Annotated in this window: 23 protein-coding genes and 1 pseudogene; 5 read left to right on the top strand and 19 right to left on the bottom strand. The window is 50.2% G+C overall.

Features of this window, described 5'->3' with window-relative positions; genetic code table 11:
• Positions 1–441: 441 nt before the first annotated feature.
• The 9 genes from GKC68_RS13410 to GKC68_RS13450 form a co-directional block, all read right to left on the bottom strand.
• Positions 442–1,386: a cytochrome d ubiquinol oxidase subunit II gene (locus GKC68_RS13410; RefSeq protein ID WP_050598371.1), complete on the bottom strand. Its 945-nt coding sequence runs from the start codon at positions 1,384–1,386 to the stop codon at positions 442–444.
• The gene (locus GKC68_RS13415) at positions 1,383–2,744 is read right to left on the bottom strand and encodes a cytochrome ubiquinol oxidase subunit I (protein WP_050598372.1); all 1,362 of its coding nucleotides are present in this window, start codon (positions 2,742–2,744) and stop codon (positions 1,383–1,385) included. Before GKC68_RS13415 ends, GKC68_RS13410 begins: the two co-directional genes overlap by 4 nt.
• A complete protein-coding gene (locus GKC68_RS13420) occupies positions 2,737–3,219 on the bottom strand; it encodes a DUF1641 domain-containing protein (protein WP_028722277.1) in 483 nt (160 codons plus the stop codon). The genes GKC68_RS13415 and GKC68_RS13420 overlap by 8 nt, the downstream gene beginning before the upstream one ends.
• Positions 3,219–6,185: a formate dehydrogenase subunit alpha gene (fdhF, locus tag GKC68_RS13425; RefSeq protein WP_028722278.1), complete on the bottom strand. Its 2,967-nt coding sequence runs from the start codon at positions 6,183–6,185 to the stop codon at positions 3,219–3,221. The genes GKC68_RS13420 and fdhF overlap by 1 nt, the downstream gene beginning before the upstream one ends.
• Before the next feature lie 739 nt (positions 6,186–6,924).
• The gene (locus GKC68_RS13430) at positions 6,925–7,251 is read right to left on the bottom strand and encodes a four-helix bundle copper-binding protein (protein WP_071994846.1); all 327 of its coding nucleotides are present in this window, start codon (positions 7,249–7,251) and stop codon (positions 6,925–6,927) included.
• 200 nt (positions 7,252–7,451) lie between these two features.
• Entirely contained in the window at positions 7,452–8,015 is a 564-nt protein-coding gene (locus tag GKC68_RS13435) for a hypothetical protein (protein WP_028722280.1), read from the bottom strand.
• Between the two features lie 130 nt (positions 8,016–8,145).
• Complete coding sequence (locus tag GKC68_RS13440; RefSeq protein ID WP_071994847.1) at positions 8,146–8,340, bottom strand: general stress protein; 195 nt, start codon at positions 8,338–8,340, stop codon at positions 8,146–8,148.
• A gap of 312 nt (positions 8,341–8,652) precedes the next feature.
• On the bottom strand, positions 8,653–8,832 hold the full coding sequence (locus GKC68_RS13445; RefSeq protein ID WP_028722281.1) for a hypothetical protein: 180 nt from the start codon (positions 8,830–8,832) through the stop codon (positions 8,653–8,655).
• 8 nt (positions 8,833–8,840) lie between these two features.
• Entirely contained in the window at positions 8,841–9,077 is a 237-nt protein-coding gene (locus GKC68_RS13450; protein ID WP_028722282.1) for a hypothetical protein, read from the bottom strand.
• Between the two features lie 549 nt (positions 9,078–9,626).
• Here GKC68_RS13450 and GKC68_RS13455 point away from each other — a divergent pair.
• Positions 9,627–9,779: a hypothetical protein gene (locus GKC68_RS13455; RefSeq protein ID WP_155301427.1), complete on the top strand. Its 153-nt coding sequence runs from the start codon at positions 9,627–9,629 to the stop codon at positions 9,777–9,779.
• A 170-nt stretch (positions 9,780–9,949) separates the two neighbouring features.
• Here the strand turns inward: GKC68_RS13455 and GKC68_RS13460 are convergent, their stop codons facing one another.
• Complete coding sequence (locus tag GKC68_RS13460) at positions 9,950–10,156, bottom strand: hypothetical protein (RefSeq protein ID WP_028722283.1); 207 nt, start codon at positions 10,154–10,156, stop codon at positions 9,950–9,952.
• A gap of 396 nt (positions 10,157–10,552) precedes the next feature.
• On the opposite strand from GKC68_RS13460, the gene GKC68_RS13465 reads away from it, so the two are divergent.
• Positions 10,553–10,987 (top strand): DUF3574 domain-containing protein, encoded by a 435-nt coding sequence (locus GKC68_RS13465; protein ID WP_028722284.1) that lies wholly within the window; start codon positions 10,553–10,555, stop codon positions 10,985–10,987.
• A gap of 438 nt (positions 10,988–11,425) precedes the next feature.
• Here the strand turns inward: GKC68_RS13465 and nhaA are convergent, their stop codons facing one another.
• The 5 genes from nhaA to GKC68_RS13490 all read right to left on the bottom strand — a co-directional run bounded on the left by nhaA (position 11,426) and on the right by GKC68_RS13490 (position 17,873).
• Entirely contained in the window at positions 11,426–12,526 is a 1,101-nt protein-coding gene (gene nhaA / locus GKC68_RS13470) for a Na+/H+ antiporter NhaA (RefSeq protein ID WP_239642652.1), read from the bottom strand.
• Positions 12,527–13,065: 539 nt separating this feature from the next.
• Entirely contained in the window at positions 13,066–13,863 is a 798-nt protein-coding gene (locus tag GKC68_RS13475) for an inositol monophosphatase family protein (RefSeq protein WP_022623065.1), read from the bottom strand.
• Positions 13,860–14,921, bottom strand: coding sequence for an ABC transporter ATP-binding protein (locus GKC68_RS13480; RefSeq protein WP_264253653.1), 1,062 nt, complete (start codon positions 14,919–14,921; stop codon positions 13,860–13,862). Before GKC68_RS13480 ends, GKC68_RS13475 begins: the two co-directional genes overlap by 4 nt.
• Positions 14,914–16,920: an iron ABC transporter permease gene (locus tag GKC68_RS13485; protein ID WP_264253652.1), complete on the bottom strand. Its 2,007-nt coding sequence runs from the start codon at positions 16,918–16,920 to the stop codon at positions 14,914–14,916. Before GKC68_RS13485 ends, GKC68_RS13480 begins: the two co-directional genes overlap by 8 nt.
• Positions 16,917–17,873, bottom strand: a complete 957-nt coding sequence (locus GKC68_RS13490; RefSeq protein ID WP_264253651.1) for an extracellular solute-binding protein — start codon at positions 17,871–17,873, stop codon at positions 16,917–16,919. The genes GKC68_RS13485 and GKC68_RS13490 overlap by 4 nt, the downstream gene beginning before the upstream one ends.
• Before the next feature lie 185 nt (positions 17,874–18,058).
• Between GKC68_RS13490 and GKC68_RS13495 the strand changes: the two genes are divergently transcribed.
• Positions 18,059–19,288 (top strand): ROK family transcriptional regulator, encoded by a 1,230-nt coding sequence (locus GKC68_RS13495; protein WP_022623068.1) that lies wholly within the window; start codon positions 18,059–18,061, stop codon positions 19,286–19,288.
• A gap of 118 nt (positions 19,289–19,406) precedes the next feature.
• Here GKC68_RS13495 and GKC68_RS13500 read toward each other — a convergent pair whose 3' ends face one another.
• Positions 19,407–20,009 carry a site-specific integrase gene (locus GKC68_RS13500; RefSeq protein WP_054634134.1) on the bottom strand — a complete coding sequence of 201 codons (603 nt, stop codon included), beginning with the start codon at positions 20,007–20,009 and terminating at the stop codon, positions 19,407–19,409.
• A gap of 503 nt (positions 20,010–20,512) precedes the next feature.
• On the opposite strand from GKC68_RS13500, the gene GKC68_RS13505 reads away from it, so the two are divergent.
• Positions 20,513–20,719, top strand: a complete 207-nt coding sequence (locus GKC68_RS13505) for a FlxA-like family protein (protein WP_342656895.1) — start codon at positions 20,513–20,515, stop codon at positions 20,717–20,719.
• Between the two features lie 301 nt (positions 20,720–21,020).
• Here GKC68_RS13505 and GKC68_RS13510 read toward each other — a convergent pair whose 3' ends face one another.
• Entirely contained in the window at positions 21,021–21,389 is a 369-nt protein-coding gene (locus GKC68_RS13510) for an FCD domain-containing protein (protein WP_081047073.1), read from the bottom strand.
• Positions 21,340–22,499, bottom strand: a pseudogene (locus tag GKC68_RS13515) (IS30 family transposase). Before GKC68_RS13515 ends, GKC68_RS13510 begins: the two are co-directional and overlap by 50 nt.
• A gap of 307 nt (positions 22,500–22,806) precedes the next feature.
• Here GKC68_RS13515 and GKC68_RS13520 point away from each other — a divergent pair.
• A complete protein-coding gene (locus GKC68_RS13520; protein ID WP_264253681.1) occupies positions 22,807–23,037 on the top strand; it encodes a DUF1493 family protein in 231 nt (76 codons plus the stop codon).
• Positions 23,038–23,366: 329 nt separating this feature from the next.
• Here the strand turns inward: GKC68_RS13520 and GKC68_RS13525 are convergent, their stop codons facing one another.
• Positions 23,367–24,377, bottom strand: coding sequence for a sterol desaturase family protein (locus GKC68_RS13525; RefSeq protein WP_264253680.1), 1,011 nt, complete (start codon positions 24,375–24,377; stop codon positions 23,367–23,369).
• Positions 24,378–24,396 lie beyond the last annotated feature (19 nt).

Below are 24,396 nucleotides of genomic sequence, written 5' to 3' on the forward strand. Positions count from 1 at the left end.
ATATCAGTACATTCTGATGTTAGCAATGTCCGCTTTTGGCTGTGAGTTCAATGGGTCGATACAACGCTATCCTTAAACAAGGGGGGACGTTGCCATGAAACGAAGAACGCGGATCAACTACACGCCAGAGCAGAAGGCGATTATCTGGGACAGGTATAAGCAATGTGATTCCTTGCATGATATTGACCTGTTCCCCGTTGCTTAAACAACGACTCATTTATGAAATAGAGATGGATCGGTCGTTTCACATACTAATTAACTGGAATTTAACTAAGGCAGAGTAAGTAATTAAAGTGCAAGCCGTGGAAGTCATATGTGAGGCAACTGTGCTTTTGCCAGCCAGTGGGCAGGGTTAAACCTTATAACCTGTCTTTAGTAGGCCCTGTTCCATGTTTCTGATTCACAATCATATTTACCCGTCACTGAATTTGCGCTCGATAATCATTTGATTCTTCCACGAAAAACCCAGAAAGCCCAGCTATTGTAGGCCAGTGTCAGGGGCATAATGATGGCGAGGCCTGCCAATAAGAAATACTGGCTAGAAGCACCTGACGATGCGTCAGACAGCGTTAATGTTCCAGGAATCAGCCATGGATACATGCCGGTCATCAGGGTGATGAAAGTGAAGGTTACTATCAGCAGCGCAAAGAGTAGCGGGGATAAGGATGCGTTGCTTTTCAACTTCACGACCAGCCCAGCCCAACATAGTACGACAAGAGCGAGACTTATTTTTCCGGGAAGCGTAGAGATAGCTTTCTGCCAGGGGGCAGGTAAATACGCTATATTAAAAATGAAAAACAGGAAAGTCAGTCCCAGTAACCACCCACTAAGGTGCGTCGCACGTATATTTGCCTGACCGCCTACGCGCCAGCGTATCCAGCAACAGGCCAGCAGGCTGTTAACCCACACCATGCCCAGTCCACTGAGCAAGCCATATCCCGACAGCCAGCTCAATTCGGTTTCACCCGGTAAACCGCTCACAACTAAGCCAGCCATGTAGCCTTGCAAAAAAGCGGCCGCAAACGATGCAATAAAAAGAATGTAGTCAAGCCAGCGCTTAACGCGAGATGAAGCCTGCCCGCGGTATTCAAGCGCCAGGGCACGGCCAAAGAGGGAGAAAAACATCAGAAACAGCGGAACATAGACAGCATTAAAGATACTACTGTAGGCGGCGGGAAATAACGCTAAAAGCGCACCCGCGGTCAGGACGATCCAGGTTTCATTAGCATCCCAGACAGGCAGGATGGACTGGACCAGTCGGCGGCGATCCTGCTCATTATCAAAAAAAAGAATAACTGAACCTACGCCCAGATCGGTTCCGTCCAGTAAGAGGTAGATGAGTAACGAAAAGGCTACCGTTGCGGCGGACAGATCATCGAGACTCATGAAGATGCCTCCGTGCTGATTTCGTTGCTGAGCGCATGACTGTCAAACGAATTGACGAGGCGTAAGAAATAATACATACCCAGGCCAAAGACCAGAGAATACACCCCGATGATGCCGGTGAAAGAGAAGATGACGGCCGATAAGGAAAGGGGAGCAATACTTTGGTCGGTGCGTAATAATCCGTATATCGTCCAGGGCTGACGCCCTACCTCTGTCACGATCCAGCCTGCGAGTAGGGCAATAAAGCCAGCGGGCGTCAGGCCTACAACCCACTTCATCAACCGGCGCGGCCAGAGCTCGCGCCGGTAACGCAGCCAGAGCGCGGTCAGGCTGGTCACAAAAATAATGAGCCCCATACCTACCATCACGCGGAAGGCAAAAAATACCGGCCAGACCGGCGGCTGTTGATCAGGCTGGAATTCGCTCAGGCTTTTAATGTGCCCGGTGAGGTTATGGCGCAAATAAAGTGAGGCCACTGTCGGTATCGCCACTTCACCGTGGTTAACCTGCACTTTTTGATCGGGAAGGGCGAAAAGGCGTAAAGGCTCCCCCTCACCATGAGGCGGCCTGCGCCAGCTGCCTTCAATGGCAGCCAGTTTGGCAGGCTGGTAGTCACGGGTTTTTTCGCCCTGCAGATCGCCCGTCACAATTTGCAGCGGCATAGCAGTCAGCAGCAGCCAGAGGGACCATGACATCACACACTTCGCGGCACGGTCGGCGGGCTGCTTAAGTAACCGCCATGCACTGGCCCCGGCAGTCACGCAAAAACTCGCAATAAGAGAAGCCAGCACCATATGCGTAAACCGCAGTGGAAACGAGGGAGAGAAGACGATGCTTATCCAGCTCCTGGCGCGGAAAAAGCCGTGCTCATCGCGGAGATAGCCAACAGGGGTTTGCATCCAGGAGTTGGCGGCAAGGATCCAGAATGCGCTGAGGAAAGCCCCTAACGCAACCAGGCAGGTCACAACGAAGTGCAGTTTTGGGTTGATTTTACCCATACCAAATAACATTACGCCGGTCAGGCCTGACTCCAGGAAAAACGCCACCAGGATTTCATAAAACATCAGGGGACCCATGACGCCCCCAACTTTATGGGCAAAGGGGCTCCAGTTGGTACCAAACTGGAATTCCATGACCACACCCGAGACGGCACCCACTGCAACCGTGAGCGAAAAGACACGCATCCAGAACTGAAGTGCCTGCCAGTGGTGCGAACGGCGGTAGCGTAACCAGGCTCCTTCCAGCAAAACAATTATCAGGCCAAGCCCCAGGGTAAACGCCGCCAGCACTATGTGCATGCCTATCGTCAACGCAAACTGCGCGCGCGATAGCAAGAGTACGATTTCGGATTCAGGCATGACTTTTCTTGCTACTGTAACGGCTGATTGGTTTTTCAGATGGTTGTTTCATCTCATGGCCAAACGCGCGGACGCCTGCCAGAGCCGGTGTTATTCCTCGCCATAATTCCTCATCATTTAATAACCTGATGATGCCGCGGATGCCGGGCCTGGTTTTCTCTTCCGCTCCTGTCCCTGCGGCCCGCATCGCTTTTGCGGCATTCACCATCCCCAGCAACACAGGATTAAATTCTTCAGGCGGGATTGTGGCCAGCGCTTTGAAGATCAGTGACAGATTCTGCACGGCATTAAGCGCACCGGGCTGATTCAGGCCATTGACCAGCACACCTGCAATCTGGGTGTTCGCATTCACCAGATCTGTGGCGAGGCGCAGGAAACCGTGTTGATGCAGGCTTTCCAGCAGCGTGGCAAGGGCTTCGTTTGCTGTGGGCTCGGTGCGGGCGGGCGGCACGTCATATTTTAGCGGTTCAGCCATTAAAACTTCTCCGGATGGGCGGTGTGTTCAGGCGGCAAGGTATAACCCGGCTGACGCCATTTCTCCTCAACGGGCAGATGATCACGCGGCGTGCGGTGCCCATGGCGAAAATTGTGCGACGGCAGCGGTGAAGCGTGAGGAGGACGCGCCAGCTTCTCCAGGCGGATAGCAATTTCTTTATAGGCTGGCGTCTGCACGTCTGGATCGTGATGATCCCCCGTGAGTCCGTTTATGCCCGGCTTACCATGATGTATCGGTATAAAAAGGATATTACCTGCCACGCGTTCAGTAATGATCACCGGCACCTCAAGCGCACCGCGCCGTGACGCCAGCCTGACCCAGTCGCCTTCCTGCAAGTGACGCTCCTGCGCCAGTGCAGGGCTGATTTCAACGTACCAGTGAGGCGACAGCGAGGTGATTCGCCCCCCCGCCCCCGTCTGGTTGGTGGCCTGGAAATGCTCCAGCATGCGACCGTTGTTAAGCAGCAGATCATAATCCGCATCGCACTCCTCAGCAGGTGGCTGCCACTGCAGCGGATAAAGCCGCGCTTTGCCATCGGGGAAGTGAAAACCGTCGGTATAGAGCAACGGCGTGCTACTGCCGTCGGCGTTAACGGGCCAGAGCTGCGACTGCCAGCCCGCCAGCCGGTCATAGCTGACGCCCGCAAAGATATCCGCAATGCCCGCAACTTCGGCCATGATGTCGGCGGGATGCTGATAATACCAGGGATGACCCAGGCGGCTGGCGAGCTCGGTCAGTATCCGCCAGTCGGGACGACTGTCGCCCAATGGCGGCAACACCTCGTAAAAGCGCTGGATACGTCGTTCGGTGTTCGCAAATGTTCCCTCTTTTTCGACGCTTGGGCAGGCTGGCAACACGACATCCGCAAATTCAGCCGTCCGGCTCATAAAGATATCCTGCACCACCATGAAATCGAGACGACTGAACGCCTCATGGACTTTTGTGGAATGCGCATCAGCAAATGCCGTTTCTTCACCAATGATGTACATTGCTTTCAGCGTGCCCTGGTGCGCCTGCTCGATCATCCGGTAATTGTCTGCGCCCTCTTCCGCCGAAAGCGCGTCCGGATCGACGCCCCAGGCCGTCGCCCATTTTTGCCGCACGGCAGGATCCGTGACGCTTTCATAGCCGGGATAGACATTGCTCAGGCAGCCAAAATCACTGGCCCCCTGCACATTATTGTGTCCGCGCATGGGGTAACCGCCGGTGCCCGGCTTACCATAATTGCCGGTCACCAGCAGCAGATTAGAGAGCGCGGTGCTGGTATCCGAACCGTGACTGTGCTGCGTAATGCCCATCGCCCACAACAGACAGGCGCTTTTGGCCTGGCCTATCATTTCTGCCGCGTCCGTCAGCGCCTGCACGCTCAGACCGGTTAACTGACTGGCATAGTCGAGCGTGAAAGGCGCCAGCGACGCCCGGAACGCGGCGACGTTATTTACCTTTTCCGCGAGAAAGGCATCATCGGCATAACCGTGATCGAACATGTAACGCGCCATCGCCGATGCCCACACCATGTCATAACCCGGCTTAATACGCAGGTACAGATCCGCGCGCTCAGCCATTTCATGGCGACGGGGATCCACAACGAGTAGCTGCTGCCCGTGATGTTTATGTGACTGTTTGATATGGGAGGCAATGACCGGGTGATTTTCTGCAATGTTGCTGCCGACGATAATGATCAGAGACGCCTGCTGCATATCCTTGATGGTTCCCGCGTCGCCCCCAAGTCCGACGGTCCGGAACAATCCCTGGGTAGCAGGGTTTTGACAATAACGTGAGGAGTTATCGACATTGTTGGTGCCAAAGATTAAGCGGGCGATTTTTTGTGTCAGATAGGCTTCTTCATTGCTGGCTTTACTGGAACCGATAAAGCCGATGCTGTTGCCGCCCGCCTGACGATGAATCTGCGTCAGGTGCTGTACGATAACCGCCAGCGCTTCATCCCAGGTGGCGGGACGAAAGCGGCCCTGCTCACGAATAAGCGGGGTGGTCAGGCGGTGCGGATCATTCACAAAATCCCAGCCAAACTTTCCTTTTACACAGGTCGAGATGCCATTTGCGGGTGCATCTGCAACCGGCTGCACTTTTAAGATGTGGCGATCACGCGTCCACATTTCAAAACTGCAGCCTACGCCACAATAGGTGCAGACCGTTTTCGTTTTTTTTATCTCCGACTGGCGCATCGCCATATCGATCAGTGAAACACCGGTAACGGGTCCCGCACCGATGCTGTTTTCCAGTTTTTTAACCACGTCAATCAGCGGACGTTTCACGGCTTCCGGCATATTGGTGAAGGGACCGGCATTTGGCTGCATCGTTTTTTCCAGCAGCGCATTGCAGGGGCAAACGGTAACGCAATGGCCGCAGCTCACACAGCTTGATCCGGCTATGCGCTCACCGCCATCCCACAATACCCGGGGATGGTCGGCGGTATAATCGATAGACAGCGTTTCGTTTACCTCGACGTTCTGACACGCCTCTACGCAACGACCACAGAGGATACACTGGTCGGGATCGTAAGTATAAAAGGGGTTAGTATGGTCTTTTTCAGCAGGCTTACGCTCATAGGAGTAATACTGAATCGGTATCGCCATATCGCTGACCGCGTTGTGTAATGTGCAGTCGCCGGTATTGTGTTCGCATACCGTACAGTAAAGCTCATGGCGCGCCAAAACGCGGTCCATGCCCTCCTCCTGCGCCGCCCGGGCCTGCGCGCTAATGCTGCTGACCACCATCTCGTGCGCGGTTTCTAATGTACACCCCCGCACCAGCTTACCCGCATGTTCTACCCAGCAGACATCACAGGTTTGAAGGGGCTGCAGCGCGGGGTGATAACAGACATGCGGCAGTTTTTTCCCGTGCAGTTCCAGGAAATCAATCAGGGGCAAACCTGCCTGACCTGACAGCCGTTCGCCATTGTAGATAATGGTGCATGTTTCCATGTTTTACCTTTCCACTCTGTCATTTAGCATTCTAAAATTGCGATTGCATAAGCCACAAAAATAGCCAGAACATTCTAATAACTTTAGTAATTAAAATTAGTAGACTGGAGAAAATAAATCAGGCGAACCGGTAAAATAATTAAAATGTAAACGAAATCAATGTAAATATCAGCGACTTATTGTTTTTTTTCAGAAAGTTAAGATCTGGAGGTCTTTCAGATATTGCGCACTTAGACCGCTATCTGCCACCAACTCCCCCGCTTACGCTTAAAATTAATCTCAATATTGATTTTACCGCCAGGCTTACGGGTTTTAGATTTAAGGAAATCGCAATAATGTATTTGTAATTAACATGTGAAATCATATCTTCCTCGCATTGCCAGCTCATAAGCCAATGATTAATTTATTCTCTTCCTGTGACTCCGCAATCTCTTTCCTGTTCACTTTAAACTTATAACAGTGCATTTTTATCATGATAGATACTGTCAGTACCTGTTGGTGAGGTGACGATTATCATGCGATTCATGTGACGTGATGAGGGCATGATGCCAGTTATGGAATCAAGCCATGCAGAATGCATCAACTCAATAATGCTCACCACACCTCACTTACTTATGAAAAGCCAGAAGCATAATATGAATCAATTGTTTTGCATTCAGGCTCTGCCAGCTTATTGTATTTTGCAAATCTTTTTTTAAACAGTGTCAAAACCCGCCAGAACCTCCCTGAAAATACATTCTTATGCGGCTATTTTGATGCATTGTTCAGCACAACGCTTGCAGGCTCTTGAGCAATCCTGGCAATGGTCATGTTCATGCCTGCCGGACTCATCGCCGCACCTCTGGCAAACATCAGCACAAACCCGACAAAGCTCTTTAGCAACCTCGCTATTAAGGGCCATAAATTGAGCGGCAAGACGACAGATATTTGCACACTGTATGTCCAGCTTGATACACACACGCATCATCTCAAGGTTTTTTTCCTCAAGGCAGGAAGCCGCGCAATTATCACATGCCGCAGCGCATAAATAACAGGCTTCAATGCATTTCTTGTATTCATCCAGCATGATTGCTCCTAAATTAAGTATTACTGTTAAGCATGGAAGAGAATGCTGATTATTCAACTTTTAGATCATAAAATAATATTTCAATTAATCTAATAACTTACTTGGTGATATCCATTGGAAGTAATTATTTTTTTTAATTCCGCTAATGGCTCCGCGCAAATTGATGAACAGACCCATGTCCATTATAGGCAGGTGGAAGGTCAAGTATTTTGCTCACGCCTGGCTTTTTTCCCGCGCCAGTATTCTTCAAAGTAAGGCAGTAACTCAAGCACAAAGATACCTGCAAGAACAGTCACGATATATTTACCGGGCAATGGTTCAGCTCTTGGTTTGAGTTCAAAGCGTGCAGATTCTTGTCCGAAACCAAAAAGTGACAAAAATTGCGGCCAGTGACGTGAAATGACAAGCAGAAGTGCCATCAGCGGTACAATTTCTAAAAAACTGTGTACATGTTGCTCAACTGGCGATACCCGCCTGGTAGCCACTGCGTATTTTACATCCCATAAAGCTGTAACCTCATGGCAAAAAAACAGAACAATCATAAATGCAATAACTAACGCGTTTACCTCTAAAAAAAGGGCTGCGAGCAAAGGCAGCCCCATCTCCAGAAACATCAGAATATGAATATAGGTTTCTTTCAGGCCAGAGGTTGTTTCAATATTGGCTGCTCTGTGGCAAAGCCAGTCAGCAAAGCCTGCAATAAGCCAGACAGGCAAGACGAAATACAGCAACAGTAACATCTGTGGGTCGGAAGAAGGGGACATCTTACTTTACCTGTAGAGTCATGTTGAGCAATCGAGTAATGCCGGGCAGCCCGCGCTCAGTAAAATGATGAGCATAATCCGCTCGTAGCCTGCATTCTGAGTGCCTCTGAATCAACCCCACCTCATCCACTCATATGGGCCGTACTATCACGTCCTGCATATTACCGCGCCGGCTTGCCTTTCCACCTTTTCTGCCGGCCTCAACCGCTCTTTCTGGATTATTTTTGAAATTGCCGCTGCTGACTGATCCGCCCTTCCTGCCAGCCTCCGAAGCACGCTGAGGGTTTTCCGCAAAATTTCCTGCTCCACCACGTCTCTTACTCATAACTGTCACCTCGTTAACTGTGTGAAACATCAGATGAGATAAGATCATGGCTCTAATTTTCGATAAAACCAATCATAAACAGTACGCTATGACGGAGTAAAAAGCTGTTTTTAATAAATCGCTTCGCTTTTATCAGATATTAAATCTAATTAAAACAATATTAATGAAATAAAATGTCTACAGAATAAATGTATGTTGTACAGGTTTACAATCTTTTTTTTAAGACAAATCCTAAGTCACTCAGAGACTATTTTGCAGGCTAGCTTGTTTTCTATAGGTTTTTTAAGTGAGGCACTTAAATCTCTGACGTACTTAATCAACGGGCAGCCTGCTGCTCACGCTCAGGGGGACGATAGTACGCTGAACGGCAGGCAGCAGAGAGCTGAGCAGTTCGGAAAACGCAGCGGTGGTTGCGGAACACAGTGAACAGCCTGACTCCAGCCGCAGATAGCGAAATCCCTCACCGACTGTGCTTAACAGCTGCGTTGGCATGGTGATATCTACGTCTGCTTCAGAGTGCCCAGCTGCGCATCGGCAGGACAGGGGCTGACCAGGGTATTGCGTTTGTAACGCACAACCTCAGGCGAGCGGTTGCGGTAGATATCATCAAACCGGGCCGGTGTGCAGCTGCGGGAATACACCGAGGCGATGTCTGTCGCGGCTGTATTCACACAACCTGCCAGCATCACCGTACAGGCAATGATGCCGGCACGTTTAGCGGCCTGCCCGGAAGGCACTGTCGTCAGGTTCCACCCCAGGAATAGACTTAATCAGAACTGCTACTCTGGCTGTGGCGTTAAACCGGATAATTCAACACTCTGAGGGGGAATTTGACAAAAAGTCCGGGAGCGGGGACTGGATATAATCAGGGGAATATTTGCCGCTTACGCTTGCATGACACTACCCAAATTACCAAAATGTCAGAGGATATCCCTCTGAGGAATGTTTCGTATTGCATGGATGATGACTTTACCGCCTGCGGGCGGTTTTTTTTATTACCGCAGCACTGCTCGCGTTGAATAATTTTCCCGCGGAGGAAGCCCGCCAGGACCAAAAGCGAGTTTTATGGCCTGCCGGAGTTTTCATCAGAGAAGAGACAATCTGTGCTGTTTTAAGCCGTAGATGAAATTTTTCTTTACCGGTGGGCATGCTGCGCTTAGTGTAATTTAAGTTTCAGTTTAAGGGTCGGGGCAGTACTTAAAAGTACAATATTAAACAGCTGCTCCAGTGTTTTTATGCATATCCGCTGCAGCGGACTTATGCTGTCAGTCAACAGGAATAGTGGTATGTACAAAAGTGAAGAGGAAAAGGTCAATATCGTTATTGGCGAAGCTGTTTTGGCGTTGATCGATAATGATGCTGATATCAGTGCTGAAACGGTGTCGGAATATCTCAGGCAGATGCATACCCAGGAAACTGACGATGCGCGCCGGGGGTAATAAAAAAAGCAATACAGCTGACTTCGCAGGCCTTTCTGCACTGACGTTTACCCGTGTGTTTCAGCCCGTCCGGCAGCGTTGCATCCGTTGAATATTAACTCCCGACAGGGTATCAACACGATTCTTCGCACGGAATCTGTTGATATGCACATCTGAAACCACAGTTATCGTCAGTCCATCTCTTTACTTACTTTGCGTATGGCCACTGCATAAACTTCTCTTGTCCCGTCCACAGACTGCTGCTCTGACTCACGTAACAGAGAAAGTATACTCTCTTTATTCAGAGGTTTTCCTGAGGCAACCACACGAGAAACAGCCTGGCCAATAACCTTGTGTACATCCTCTTCATAGTCCGAATGAATAATGTTCGTCTGCATAATAATCCTCCGGCCTGTTAAGCCCTTCGATACTGAAAACTGCCTGCATTTGTGGTTTGAAAAGACATTAACTGTCTGAATGGCAGTTCAGTTTCGTTAAAAAAGAGATTTAAGGCAGGCACAACTATCTCTTGATATATAAGGCGAGGTCAATTCAATAATTTTTTTTAAGTATTTTCTGAATTTTAAATGAGGTTTTAACGAAAATATCGACGCTGTACACGTATTTAAAAAGGTGGCACTACTCGCTTTAAAAGGTATCACTGGGACATCTACGCACTGATAACGGTATGACTCTGCTTAACTCCTGTCAGAAATAACACTGTATCGGAAAAGCCCTGCTCAGCAGGGCTGGCTTAAGTGGATTGCACACTTACACCTCAAGTATATCTGTTTATGTCTCGCATAATGTGCCTTTCATTCGTACACAGTTTGTTGCTCGTGGGCTGTCAGTCACCCTCTTCATCGATTCCGCACTCTGCCCGGCCTGTTCCCGTTTGCGCAGGCGGAAAAGTGATGATGAAAACCACATTATGGTTTGGCCTCAGCAAGCCGCAGGGTGGCAACGTGAGCTCAGTGGAATGGATGCATTTCATAGATAACGAGGTGACACCGCGCTTTAAATCTGGCCTGTCAGTTTATGATGCACAGGACCAGTGGCCGGGCAAGAACGGGCTGTTAGCAAGAGAAAAAAGCAAGGCTTTAGTTCTGGTTTATCATTCCGATATGGAGAGCAATGGCCGTGTCGAAGAACTACGCACGCTTTATAAAAAGCAGTTCGGTCAGGAGTCAGTCATGCGCGTGGATACGCCAGCCTGCATAAGCTTTTGACGCCAAAATAAAACCATTAAAAAGCCAGCAAAGGCTGGCCTTTTAACGGGCAACATTGTGAAGTGAGTTACGTCACCTCAGCGTTACCTGACCCGCTATCGAGAGCTTATTGTGTGCGGGCTTTCCAGTGTCAGCTTCTGGCACAAAGCCGACAGGCTGGCTGAGATGGAGGTCGCGCTATGAGCGAGAAGCGGACATTTATCACCAGATAGATTCTGGTCTGGGGGAGTTCTACTTAGAGCAGAAGATTTTTAGCTTTTCCAACTGAATGAATAAGGGATCAATGCGATGCAAACAGCCTTGATGAGCGCTTACCGCGCCTTTTTTAAAACCTGAACTGGCTGACTACCCTCCCCTTATCAGAATCCCGCTCGCCTGCAGCCAATGCAAGGGAGCGGGATTGATTGTCCTCTCAAGAGCTAGGCACGGTTCATTCAACTAGATGGATTGCCCAGATATTCGACGCTTGGCACACAGCAATACAACGACACCCAGGATGGCGGAAATGACAGAGCCCATCAGCACACCGACCTTCACTTCGTCGACCAAATGCTGGCTGTCCGGAAAAGCCAGAGTGCCGATAAAAAGACTCATCGTGAAACCAATGCCGCATAAAAGCGCAGTTCCGTAGAGTTGTAGCCATCCACACCCACTGGGTGGTTTTGACAACCCTGAGCTGATCGCTAGTGCAGCCAAGCCAAATACCCCGACTTGCTTCCCAAGTAATAATCCGAGAGTCACTCCCAGCGGCACCGGGTCGACTAGGTTGTCAGGAGAAATACCTGCAAGCGATACGCCCGCATTGGCAAAGCCGAAGATAGGCAAAATGGCAAGCGCTACCCAAGGATGAAGCTTGCCCTCCAGGCGTAAGATCGGTGACCTACTCTCGTTCTCCGGATCACCTAAAGGTATACACAACGCAAGAATGACACCCGCCAAGGTCGCGTGAACACCGGATTGAAGCATAAAGAACCAAAGCAGCCCGCCAGCTAATAGATAAGGAAGAAGCCTAGTTACTCCACAACGATTGAAGACCACCAAAAGAACGATAACGGCCAGCGATGCTAGGAGCATGCTGACGGACAAACCACTCGTGTAGAACAGTGCAATAATTACCACTGCCCCCAGGTCATCCAGAATCGCCAAGGCGGAAAGGAACATCTTGAGCGACATAGGCACACGCTTTCCAAGCAGCGAAAGCACCCCGAGAGCAAAGGCGATATCAGTTGCTGCTGGAATGGCCCAGCCTCCCATGGTCACAGCGTTTCCCCAGTTAATAGCGAGGTAGATTAGGGCCGGTACAAGCATGCCCCCCAAAGCGGCAAATCCTGGCAGAGCCCTTTGACTCCAGCTGGATAACTGGCCGACCAGCATTTCACGCTTGATCTCAAGGCCTACTAGCAAGAAGAAGGCAGCCATCAGGCCATCGTTGATCCAATGCTCAACCGACAGGCCAATGACCTTGATATGCAATGCTGAGAAATAGCCAGCAGACAAAGGGGAATTGGCGACAACAAGCGCAGTGAAAGCTGATGCCATGAGGATCAGGCCGCCCGCTGACTCAGCGGCAAAGAATCGGGACAGAAATGCAAGAGCGGAAGATGTCGCTGGGTATTCGTGAGCGTTTTTAAGGCGCGAGGGATCTAGGTTCATTGGGCATGGGAACTCCACGCGGCGGCCCGACCTGCGTTGAGTTTTTCCTGCCCTGCCGCATTGTGCGGTGACACCCAGCATCTATCTTACAGCAACCTAACCACCAGAGTCTCCGAATAATTCCCTCTCCAGACCTTTTAAATCCTGTAAAAGCCCCACCCATTCTGTGGCAATACGGTGACCTGCTCCCAGCAAACTAACATAGCGCGATGTAAGCAAGTTCCGCTTCTGGCACCAAGCGGACATTAAAGAATACCTGAGTCCGTTATGTGCGACACCGGTCAAAGTCGGGTCAGAAGTTAAAACGAACCCTACTGACATGCATACTTGAGGTCTGTGGTGCTCAATAGTTTTAAAAGCTATGGGCTGACACATCTTGCCTGTGCGCACTTCATATATGCATGTAGATATAGCTCACTGAGGGGTTATGAAAAGCGTTGATGGAACCAGTCATAAAGTTCAGGACGCGCTGCTACCACCGAACCTTCACGGGCTTCTTCGCCAGAAAATTGCCTGACCTGAATGCCGTTCTCCTGGGCAATCAATTTTCCTGCGGCGATATCGTAATAACTCAACCCGTCCTCAAAAAACGCGTCCAGTCTGCCTGACGCGACATAGGCAAGATCGAGCGCCGCCGAACCCAGTCGCCGGACGCCTGCGCTTTCAGCCATAAGCCGCGCCAGGCCGTTAAACAGCACCGCCCGGTCAATCACCTTTAACTGGCCTGGAACGGGCAGCGAGACTGAGCATAGTGCTTCAGCCGGTGTTTTCGCCGTCAAACCGGGAAGCGGCATACCATCCAGGCGGGCACCGTGACCTCTGATGGCGGTAAAGCACTCTTCCCGAAGCGGATCGTATACAACGCCCAGTATTTCCCCCTCGTCATCGCAGAGCGCAATGCTGACCGCAAAGTAAGGGATACCCCAGATAAAATTGCTGGTGCCATCCAGCGGGTCGACGACCCAGTATTGCGCATGGTGGCCGCGGGTAAACCCCGTTTCTTCTCCCAGGAAACCAAAACCCGGCGCGTCTTCGTTAAGACGCGAAAAGATGATGCTTTCTGCAGCCAGATCGGCGGCAGAAGCATAATCTGCGGTGCCTTTCTTACTGATGTCGGTGTCTTCCAGACTGCCAAAGCGCTTAACCAGCTCAGCACCGCCTGCCCGGGCTGCGCGTTTCGCCGCCAGAAGAAGGCGAGGTCTGTCGAGGTCATTTTTTGTCATGCCTCCTCCTTCATAAAACGTGGGTTGCCAAACGTAATGCCAACTCGCTTGCCGCGCGGCAGAGGGGCGCTGGCTTCAGCTGAGAGGCTGTGCAGGGGGCTGAATGACAAGGTGTGAACCCATGCGCGGCCAATATAACGTACATCCGTGACGGTCACGTCGCAGGCGCCAGTGCCCGGCTCACAAAAGTGAACGCTTTCGGGACGCACGAAAAAGGTTGCTCGTCCTCTGCGTGACGGATCGATGATGTTTAAAAAAGGACCGTCATCCGGTCTGAAGCCCTGGTCTTCCAGTACGCCGTCGATAAAGTTGGCCTGACCGACAAAGTCTGCCACAAAGCGCGTTTCGGGACGGGAATAGACCGCTTCCGGGCAGGCGAGCTGATCGACTTTTCCTCCCTTCATCACGGCAATGCGGTCAGACAGCGCCAACGCCTCTTCCTGATCGTGTGTGACATAAATAGCGGTCACACCGATGCGCTGCTGTAATTCACGCAGTTCCTGCCTTAACGAGACGCGGAGTTTTGCGTCAAGGTTGGACATCGGCTCATCCAGTAACAACAGTGGCGGATCGATAACAAGTGCGCGGGCCATTGCGATGCGCTGCTGCATGCCGCCGCTCATTTCAGCCGGATAGCGGTCTTCCACATGGCGAAGCTGCACCTGAGCCAGTGCAAGGCGAACCCGCTTTTGAATGTATTCTCTACTGATTTTCCGTAACTTAAGTCCGTAAGCCACGTTATCGAAGATGGTTTTATTGGGCCACAGCGCGTAGTTCTGGAAGACAAAACCGATATTTCTGTCCCAGGGGGCGCGTGTTGACACGTCGACGCCGTCAAATAAGATGTGGCCGCTGTTAATCGCATGAAAGCCTGCCACTGAACGAAGTAATGTCGTTTTACCGCAGCCTGACGGGCCCAGCAACGTAAAGAACTCACCCGGTCGGATCGTCATTGAGACATCATCCAGAACAAGATGCGTGCTGTAGCGTTTTGATACAGACTGAATAGTCACCTCACAGCCTCGCCGCGATGCTGCGTCGTGATGAATGTCAGACATAATTGTTCCTCTCCGACTGCCCGTAGCGGACAACGGCATAAAGTGGCACATAGATAATCAGCATCAGCAAAATCGTCTGGGCTGCAGAAATGCCAAAATCGGCATCGACCAGCGTGTTTTCAAATATTACGGCCGTCATGGGCTTCCAGGGCGGACGATAGAGGACGATTGTCGAAGACAGTTCAGTGACGATATGTAAAAAAGTCAGCGTCGCACCGGTGAGTGCCCCGGCCAGCATTAGCGGGGCCGTGATGGTCAGAAAAACGCGAGCGGGTCTGGCACCTAAGCTGATGGCGGCTTCGTCGAGAGCAGGATGAACCTGGCGAAGTGCGGCTTCAGACGCTTTAACGGTAAAGGGCAGGTTTCGGACGACGTAAGCCAGTGCCAGAATAAACCACGTCCCGGTGAGCTGCAGAGGTGCCTGATTGAAAATCAGGATCAGCCCGATGCCCAGCACGGTTCCAGGAATAACATAAGGCAACATGACAAGACCGCTAAGCGAAGGCGCAAGGAATGTGTAGCGTTTACGCACCAGAACGTAAGCCACGCCCAGTCCACCGGCAAAGGCAAACAGCGTGCCCGAAAGACCCAGTGACAGCGTGACCCATGCGGGCATCAACCCGTTTTGCCACATGGTTATATAGTTAGCCAGCGTGGGCGTCAGCGTTGGCAGGCCCACACGCCATTTAACAAAGCTGGTAACCAGGACCGTGATGTGCGGGACAAAGGCCAGCAGCAGAACACAGCCGCTCAGAATAAGGGTCAGGCAGTGACCTGCACGTGAGAGTTCGCGTTGTTTGGGACGCCGTGATGAAACGGCAGCATACCCACGACGTGAAAGATAGAGCTGCTGCATCATGAGAAAAAGGCTGGAAATCGTAACCAGAACCACTGAACCCGTGGCCGCCAGTGCAGGGTTTCTTCCCGCTTCACTCAGAAACGCGTTATAGATCAGTACAGGTAAGACATTCAAATCAAGACCAATGATGCGCGGTGTGCCGAAGTCTGACAGGGCCGCCATCATCGCCAGATAGAGCCCTGTCACGATTCCCGGCATGGCTAACGGAATCTCCACTGTCAGACGGGCACGTAAGGGGGATGCGCCCAGAGACTCTGCTGCCTCAATATGGGACGCATCCAGTTGCCGAAAGGCGCTGTAACTGAGCAAAAATATAACCGGAAAAACCAGCCAAGTGATGACCCAAGTGACCCCATAAATGCCCACAATTGACGTCTGCAAGTCCAGCAACGTCGTCACAATCCCGTTGCGTCCCAGCAGAAGCCGCCAGGCATAGGCACCAAGGAAAGGGGGAGAAACCGATGCCATTGTCACCATGAAAACAAGCGCGTTGGCGCCTGCAATTCTGAAGCGCGCGATCATATAGGCCAGCGAAACGCCAATTAACGCGGCGAGCGTCGTGGCAAAAAAGGAAATCATCAGGCTGTTCAGGGTAGCGTGCAGCGTTTCACTGGTGGCAATAAAGGCAAAATAATGGCTGAGCGTATAGGCCAGCGTCGGATTTTCTGCTGTGATAAATGCATTCGTCGCGTGCCCGAGAATGACTGTTCCGTCTGGCTGCAAGGTAGCCGTTAGCGATTTTGCCGCTGTTCGACTGAAAAGGCTTCGCGGCGCTTGCTGAGTCAGGAGTAAAGTGTCGCTGCCCACGCCTAAATGCATTTCTCCGCGGCTTGCAGAGGTAACGCTGAGCGGCGATGTACTGTGAATCACTATTTTATTTGTGCCCGAGGCGACAAAACGCAGTGGTTCATCGCCACGTTTTGTCACCGTCACGCCATCCTTATCTGTTTTCAGCGTATAGTCGCGAGTCATTTCCGGAACGGCTTCAAGCCCTCCAGCCCGACTTACAAGGGTAAATTTGCCACTGTCGCTCAGCAATGATGCGCTGAGCAGGCGAGCCTGAGGCCAGAGGATGGTTATTCCACAGAACAGCAGCATAAGGACGGTGAACCAGCGCCATGAATCACGAAGCCCTTTCATTTTGGTAACGCCGCCTGAAAACGTGCGACGACAACCTGTTTAGGGTCCTGTGGCGAGATAATATTGAGCGTGCTCAGATCGGGAAGCGCAGCGGGAGGCGCGACATCTGAGCGGGCTGAACGACGTATCGTGAGATCCCTGACTTTTTCATGCGTGTCTTTCTGTCCGAGAAAGTCGATAAACAGTTTAGCCTGATTGGGATGAGGAGCGCCCTGAACGACAGCCTGTGCATCAATCTGACCGGTCACCGCATCAGTGGGATAAACAATGCTGACCGGCAGTCCGTTGGCTTTCCATTTAGCGCCCAAATCTTCGTTTATCCAGCCTGCCGCGGCTTCGCCATCACGGACGGCGTTGAAGGCATCATCGGAGCCTGCTGCGATCCGTGCACCTTTGACCAGATTGCTGATAAACGGCCAACCAAACTGTCCGGCAAGCGCCGATATCAGGGTATAACCGGTTCCCGAACGGGCCGGATCGGGGATGATCAATGTCCCCTGTTTTCGCCATTTTCCTGTCACCATATCAGCCTGCGTGGACGGCATTTCTGTTAAAGGGACACGCTTCGTACTCACGATGATGGGTTGCAGAAGAAGGGTAAAAGGATGCCAGATATGACGTGGATCTGCGGTGACCATTGCACTGTCTGTTTTGCTCTCATAAGGCTGGAACAGAGCCGCATTTTCATCATAAATCTGTGTGGGGCCGCCCCACAGGAGATCGGCTGAAGGGTTGCCTGCTTCGGCGCGCAGCCTTTCGACCACTTCGCCAGTACCGCCTCTTACCAGTGTGACGTTAATTTCCGGATGCACTTTTTTAAACATCTCAAGGACAGGTGATGTCGTCGTTTCACCGTGAGCCGTGTAAATCACCAACTCAGAAGAACTGGCGGTGCCCGTCATTAATAACGCGCTGACGGTCAACGCGACCAGGGAATAAAACACCTTACTCATTGTCGGCACACTCCTGCATTTAAATCCAGTTAATGGTTTAATTAAATTGTGAATGTGGGCAATTAAACGGGGCTTTTATGATTTTTTTATGACAAAAATCGATTTTTTTAAAAATTGAGCGCTAGACGTGATTAGGCTCTCCATTCTATTATCCATTTAATGGATTTAAAAAAGGCGAAAGCACTGTGGCATACCCGGGTAATAACCATGCCTTTTCAGGCCGCTATAATCGCAGGCTGGTTTTTGATCTGATCCGTACGGCTGGTGTGCTATCGCGATCGGACCTGGTCAACGCAACAGGACTCCAGCCTCAAACGATTACTAACATCACAAAGGATTTGCTTGAGCGTGGGCTGGTCAGTGAGGAAGGGCGCCTGCAACACCGACGCGGTGCCCCGCAAAAGTTGTTGCGGCTTAACCATCGCGCAGGTTGTGCTTTAGGAATACATCTTGATCGGAAAGGGATTACTGCTGTCGCCTGTGACCTTGCCGCAAATGCGTTAGCCAGCCTGCACGCGCCAATGGAGTGGAATAATCCTGAAGCGAGCCTCGACACCATCGCCCACGTCATTGCCGATCTGACGCTGAAGTGTGAGGGGATACCTGTGTGGGGAACCGGCATCGCGATGCCGACCCTGCAGGAGGCCGGATACGAGGAGTACGTCGGTGCACCGGGTTGGCAGTCGTGGAGCCAGATTCCCGTCGCCGACAGGCTTGAAGCGCGCTGTGGGGTACCGGTTATTGTTGAGAATGATGCGACTGCCGCTGCGATAGCAGAACGCCATGCGGGGGCAGCCAGTGGAATGACGCATTACGTCTATATCTTCGTCGGTCACGGACTGGGTGCCGGAATCATTGTCGACGGTCTGCCGTTTCAGGGGGCGTTTAACAATGCGGGTGAGATTGGGATGATCTGCTGGCCACCTGAGTTAACGAAGTGCCCCCGCGATATTCCCCCTTTCTCATTAGAGGAGCTGGCAACCACGTTGAACGTTGACCTGGATGCGGTTGAAAAGCCCGGCTATCTTGAAAAATTGTACGTTCAACGAGACAGTCAGCTGATGTCATGGCTGGAATGCAACAGTAAGCGGTTACGTATCCTTATTTCAGTCATTGAAAACATGTTCGATCCGCAGAAAATTTTGATTGGGGGCTATCTTCCTTCAGCGCTGTTTTCCTCGCTGGTTGATCGCACCTATCCATTACTTCCTTCTGTCTCTGCCCGAAAAACAAGAGACACGTCGCGGTTAGAAAGTGCGCGTCTTGGAGCTATGGCCCCTGCAATTGGCGCTGCGCTTTTGCCCGTAATAGCTCATGGCAGCCCGCATTTCAGACAACTGTCGCTGATGCGCACCAGAACTCAAACTATAGATCCTGAGGTTTTATTTGATCGGATTGCTGGTAAGGTTGATTAAAATCGTTGCCAGTTGGATGGCATGAAAGCATATCTAACCGTGCTTTCATTTTTTAATTTGTATATTCCTCAAATGATGTCTCCTTTTGGCACCGGGCTGCTGTTGCAGCCCTCCTAAATCAAACTTCAATAGACTCAGATATCTCCAGGGCATCATCCACTTCAATACCGAGATAACGGACGGTACTTTCGAGATTTTTGTGACCTAAAAGTAGCTGGATCACTCGAAGATTCTTCGTTTTTTTATAGATCAGACATGGCTTGGTTCTTCGCATAGAATGCGTACTGTACAGAGTCTCGTCGAGACCCAGCTTATCAATCCATCCATGAAAAATACGGTTATATTGCCTGGTTGAGATATGTCGTGAAGAACCGACGCGGGACTGGAATAGATAGTCGCTACTATGTAGATGAGCCATTTTGATCCAGGCTGCTACAGCCTCTCTTGTTCCTTTAGTAAGTTCAAACTGTACAGGACTTCCAGTTTTTTGCTGCAGCACTGTCGCTCTGCCCGAAACAGAGTGGCCATAGGCTACATCAGAAACTTTTAGCTTTACCAGATCACAGCCCCGAAGTTTACTGTCCAGAGCCATGTTAAACAGAGCTAAATCGCGTACTTTTCCTTCCAGCTCAAGTCTGATACGGATACCCCAGATATGAGAGATCTGAAGAGGCCGTTTCTGGCCAATAATACGGCCCTTGTTCCAGGGGGATGTTGTCATGCTCAATCTCCTTTGGGTTAGGAGATGTGATTATGGTTGTCCCATATGAGCGAAAAGAGGACTTTTGCTCTGTGGAGAGATAAGAAGAGCGCCAGAAGTGAATGGTCAGTTTTCCTGGGATGCTTACATAACGTCAGAAGGTTGAAATGTTGTCACGACAATTTCACTTTCAGGCTGATGCGTAAGTCAGCAGAGAGACACTTAATGGCTCTTCCTGAGCAAAAAAGATGGCTTTTTCGTTTCATTCTGCGAAACCAGAGCGAAATTGAAAGCAATTGGATTTGGTTGCGTACTGAGTAGTAACTTAAGGTTAAAGTTTCTCTGCGCAACACCGATAATCAATGAGGTTTAGCAAGGACAACAAGGAGGACTACGTGTCTATTTCAATTCAAACCACCACTAATACAGGCATAGGGGCTTCTGACAGCTCTGGTCAGGATCTCTCATCGTAAATAGCGCAAATAGCTAAGCAGATTCAGAAACTGACAGAGAAACTGGCCAAAATTCCTTCAGAAGACGGTATCACGCCTGAACAGAAAAAAGAAATGGCGAGAATGATACAGAAGCAGATACAAAGCCTGGCGGCTGAAATGGCTCAGTTGCAGAGAAAGCAGGCAGAGAAAGCTGAGAAAAAAGATAAAGACATCCAGGCTGTCCCTGAGAATAAAGTTAATAACGTCAGCGCCAACGTGATAGACATTTATGTCTGAGAAATAATTTCACTATGGCCCTGTCCGGGCCATTTCCTGAATCATTCACGTTTTTCCACTCAGTAAAAAGCCGCTTAGTGTAGAAATATGTAAGTTTCGTCTGGGGTCATTTGCGTCAGGCAATCATAAACATCAGCTTCTGACACACTTCAGATCGGCGGGAGTCAGCGTCGCCGCATCATTAGTGCCCTGGCCATGTGCTTGCCCGGTGAAGCGAGTACGCTTACCAGGCCGTCATATGGAATTGCCATTTAATGGCCTGCAGTGTCCCCAGGGAATGACCGCGTGGCTGAGACGCAAGTCATGCTGACAAAAGTGCCTGTTTAAAGGATATTATATGAGCCTGAGCGGCTGAAATCGCATGGGTCACGCTTCCCTGCTCAAGCGCATTGATAATTTGTTCGTGTTCGACTATTACTTCTTCGATATGTGATACGTTCGAAAGTGTCATGGCCCAGAAACGCTGCGCATGAGCATGTATGACGCCCGGAATATCCGTCAGCCGCCGGTTTCCCGCGATTTCAGCCAGTATCTGATGAAATTCTCTGTCAAGAAGCATCATCTTTTCACGATCATTCATTCTTCCAGCCAGTGCTATCTGGCCGTTAAGATCTGTGAGTTCAACCGATGGATGCAACACACTTATTGAACCGCTCTGCGGGTGATTCATAGTCTGGCGTTTTTCTCGGCCTTTCGTTGAGCTGTCTGGCAACACTGTTTAGTCTTTGCTGGCTGTGAACCGATAAGTCAGTTCCTTTTGGAAAATATTGTCTGAGCAATCTGTTCGTATTTTCATTTGAGCCACGTTGCCAGGGAGATTGAGGATCACAGAAATAAATCTGAATGTTTGTCGCTACAGTAAATCGAGTGTGGCTGGTCATTTCCGCGCCCCGGTCCCATGTTAATGTTTTATAAAGCTCCACAGGCAATTCCCGGGCTTGTCTGATGAGTGCAGATATAACCGTTATGGTCCTGTTGTCTCTGATTTTGGCCAGCATAACAAAGCGGGAATGGCGTTCTACGAGAGTGACTATATAGGAGTTTTTCGAGCCCTGGATCAGGTCACCTTCCCAGTGACCCGGTATGGCTCTGTCTGCAACTTCAGGTGGCCTTTCGCTTATTGGTATCGCATCCGGGATTGATCCTAATCCTTTCCCTTTAAGCGATGACGTTCTGGATCTACGAACCGCTCTTCCGCTTCTGAGGCATTGCTGCAGCTCTTTTTTTAATGCCCCCGGGTTTGTATAAAAAGCGTTTTATAAATCGTTTCGTGTGACACATGCATTTCCTGATTATCCGGATAACAGCGTTTTAGCCAACCGGCGATTTGTTCCGGCGACCAGTCCTGATGCATCTTCTCTGCAATAATTTTACACAATGTGGGGCTTTCAATTAGCTTACAGGTTTTTGGTCTCAGGGCACTTTCCCATGCAGTAGCATCCGCTTTTGCTGCACGATATTGTTTTGCACCTCCGTGCCTCTTTATCTCGCGGCTAATCGTTGAAGGAGCTCTTGATAATTTGGCAGCGATGTCCCTGATGCTACGTTTTGCTACCAGCCCTCTGGATATCTCCTCTCTTTCATCTAGCGAAAGCGCTAACCGATGTCGCTTTCGGACAGGGGGACGGTATCCACCAGTCTGGTGGATAGTGGGCATGATAGAAGAATGATATCTGTCGAACATTCTGGCGATATCATGCAGGGAATCACCTTGCTTATATCTGTCCCAGATAATCGCTTTCTGTTCTGGCGTGTAGTAAATGCGCGTTCTTCGTTTCATGGCAACGTCCCCCCTTGATTAAGGATAGCGTTGCATCGACCCGTTGAACTCACAGCACAAAGCGGACGTTTTATGGAGGATACCCACCCTTGAAAACGCGCATACGATCGACACACAAGCTCAGCAATTTCATCGGGCGTGCGGTCCCTGTCGTGGGCTGGGTGATTCTGGCCAGAGATGTTGCCGATATCAGCTTTCACACGGTCAAACGGTATAACACGGTTGCCCACGGGGAGGATAAGTTATGGTAGATGAGACGCAGGCGCGCGTGATGGCGCTAATTGAGCCGTGAAACAGTCGTTCCCTGCTGACGTTCCGGAAAAAAACACTCCCGCCCGAGATGTCGCTTAATCTGGACATGAAACTCGACCCGGAAGATGCAGCGGAATGCCTGCAGAACGTCTTTGATGCGTTTGGAATGGATTCTGTTGGAGTAGCTTTTAGCCGCTATTATCCAAAAAAACCACGCGAGGCTTTTCCTCTCACTATCGGGATGCTCATTGAGTCAGCATGCGCAGGACACTGGCGTTACGACTGAGTTAAACGCGTCAGGAAATCTGCAATGAACGAAATAACAGAATTAGTTCCACTACGCTGGAAATGGAATGTGTTGTTAAAGAGCGATTAGGAAACCGCCTCTACAACGGAATTCCGGATATTTACTACTACGCAGACAGTTATGCCGACAATGTTGAACTGCTTAATGAAGGAATTATAAAGGGGCTTGGCACACTGGATAGCTATTTAAATGGACAGAGCAGTTCGCAGTGACGCTGCCGGATGAATGGCCCCACTCTGCGAAATACTATGGCTGATCAGCATGATGAGATATTGTGCCTCGCATTCAAGGTTTCGGTGCGGTTTTTTCTACTTGCCTGAATAAGCTGGTTTTGTCTTTGTAACCTTCCGCTTCAGTCTCCGAAAAGCTTTCCTGAATGGAACAATGTAAGTGTTCTTTATACCAGCGTAAGTTTCGTATTTTTCACCACTGACGCCGAATCTGAGGTTTTTTTCGTTTGAGGGAAGGTACTGAGTTTTGAAGAGCGAGTCCCAGAACGAGAAAATAAACCCAAAATTAATGTCATGATGATGCCTGTCACTGCTGTGATGTAACTGATGGTAGGCCGGACTGATGAGGATGCGCCGGATGATTCTGGGGTACCGGATGAAAACCCGTGAATGTTGCAGATTGAGTCCCAGTATCAGCAGGATAAACATGAAAAAATTCTGACCGGCAAAGAGTACATAGGCATGTGATGAATTGAAAAAGTAGCCCACAATGCCGGAATAGGTACCTGAAAACAGGCTGACCATAAGAATGAAGCAGCACTGATTTACTGGATGAGAGCGGTAAGCGGTAAGCGGATTGAGATCTTCTGCGATGTGATGGATTTTGTGAAACTCCCATAGAAAAAGGATTTTATGAGAAAGGTAGTGTTCAAAAAAAACAGCAAAATCAAAAACGAGCAGAGACAGCAGAGTCAGAACAATGCTCAATGTAATTCCAGGTGTTACATGGCTTGTGGGTATCCCTGCATAGGATAAAAGCTGCATGACTTCCGCCCGGAAAAAAAAGGCAGCGCCCACGACAAATGAGTAGATAAAGCCCAGGAACACTTTATCGAAAAAAAACAGTAACACGTCGTCTTTAACCGACCTAGATCGCAAGTTATGTGCAGCCAAGAGGTCTTTCAGTGCTGCCCGGAGATTTGTTTTCCTGGATGAGTAGGTATGGTAAAGCAATGCGATAAGCAGGGCCGAAAAAAGATACCCTATGAAAAGCCCGTCTGAAGGGGTGAAGAAAACGATAGCCCTGTGATAGAGCGGGGTAAGGAAGTAGTCACAGAACCATAAAAAGTGTTCTTGCAGTGAAGCCATACTGCCCTCCTCTTGGCCA

Source organism: Pantoea sp. RSPAM1 (assembly GCF_038816185.1).
In the GTDB taxonomy this organism is placed as follows: domain Bacteria; phylum Pseudomonadota; class Gammaproteobacteria; order Enterobacterales; family Enterobacteriaceae; genus Pantoea; species Pantoea ananatis.

Excerpts from the sequence above, each read along its gene's own strand:
- GKC68_RS13410 (WP_050598371.1), bottom strand. The coding sequence starts at position 1,386 with ATGAGTCTCGATGATCTGTCCGCCGCAACGGTAGCCTTTTCGTTACTC.
- GKC68_RS13415 (WP_050598372.1), bottom strand. The coding sequence starts at position 2,744 with ATGCCTGAATCCGAAATCGTACTCTTGCTATCGCGCGCGCAGTTTGCG.
- GKC68_RS13420 (WP_028722277.1), bottom strand. The coding sequence starts at position 3,219 with ATGGCTGAACCGCTAAAATATGACGTGCCGCCCGCCCGCACCGAGCCC.
- fdhF (WP_028722278.1), bottom strand. The coding sequence starts at position 6,185 with ATGGAAACATGCACCATTATCTACAATGGCGAACGGCTGTCAGGTCAG.
- GKC68_RS13430 (WP_071994846.1), bottom strand. The coding sequence starts at position 7,251 with ATGCTGGATGAATACAAGAAATGCATTGAAGCCTGTTATTTATGCGCT.
- GKC68_RS13435 (WP_028722280.1), bottom strand. The coding sequence starts at position 8,015 with ATGTCCCCTTCTTCCGACCCACAGATGTTACTGTTGCTGTATTTCGTC.
- GKC68_RS13440 (WP_071994847.1), bottom strand. The coding sequence starts at position 8,340 with ATGAGTAAGAGACGTGGTGGAGCAGGAAATTTTGCGGAAAACCCTCAG.
- GKC68_RS13445 (WP_028722281.1), bottom strand. The coding sequence starts at position 8,832 with ATGCCAACGCAGCTGTTAAGCACAGTCGGTGAGGGATTTCGCTATCTG.
- GKC68_RS13455 (WP_155301427.1), top strand. The coding sequence starts at position 9,627 with ATGTACAAAAGTGAAGAGGAAAAGGTCAATATCGTTATTGGCGAAGCT.
- GKC68_RS13460 (WP_028722283.1), bottom strand. The coding sequence starts at position 10,156 with ATGCAGACGAACATTATTCATTCGGACTATGAAGAGGATGTACACAAG.
- GKC68_RS13465 (WP_028722284.1), top strand. The coding sequence starts at position 10,553 with ATGTCTCGCATAATGTGCCTTTCATTCGTACACAGTTTGTTGCTCGTG.
- nhaA (WP_239642652.1), bottom strand. The coding sequence starts at position 12,526 with ATGGCATCAGCTTTCACTGCGCTTGTTGTCGCCAATTCCCCTTTGTCT.
- GKC68_RS13475 (WP_022623065.1), bottom strand. The coding sequence starts at position 13,863 with ATGACAAAAAATGACCTCGACAGACCTCGCCTTCTTCTGGCGGCGAAA.
- GKC68_RS13480 (WP_264253653.1), bottom strand. The coding sequence starts at position 14,921 with ATGTCTGACATTCATCACGACGCAGCATCGCGGCGAGGCTGTGAGGTG.
- GKC68_RS13485 (WP_264253652.1), bottom strand. The coding sequence starts at position 16,920 with ATGAAAGGGCTTCGTGATTCATGGCGCTGGTTCACCGTCCTTATGCTG.
- GKC68_RS13490 (WP_264253651.1), bottom strand. The coding sequence starts at position 17,873 with ATGAGTAAGGTGTTTTATTCCCTGGTCGCGTTGACCGTCAGCGCGTTA.
- GKC68_RS13500 (WP_054634134.1), bottom strand. The coding sequence starts at position 20,009 with ATGACAACATCCCCCTGGAACAAGGGCCGTATTATTGGCCAGAAACGG.
- GKC68_RS13510 (WP_081047073.1), bottom strand. The coding sequence starts at position 21,389 with ATGAATCACCCGCAGAGCGGTTCAATAAGTGTGTTGCATCCATCGGTT.
- GKC68_RS13525 (WP_264253680.1), bottom strand. The coding sequence starts at position 24,377 with ATGGCTTCACTGCAAGAACACTTTTTATGGTTCTGTGACTACTTCCTT.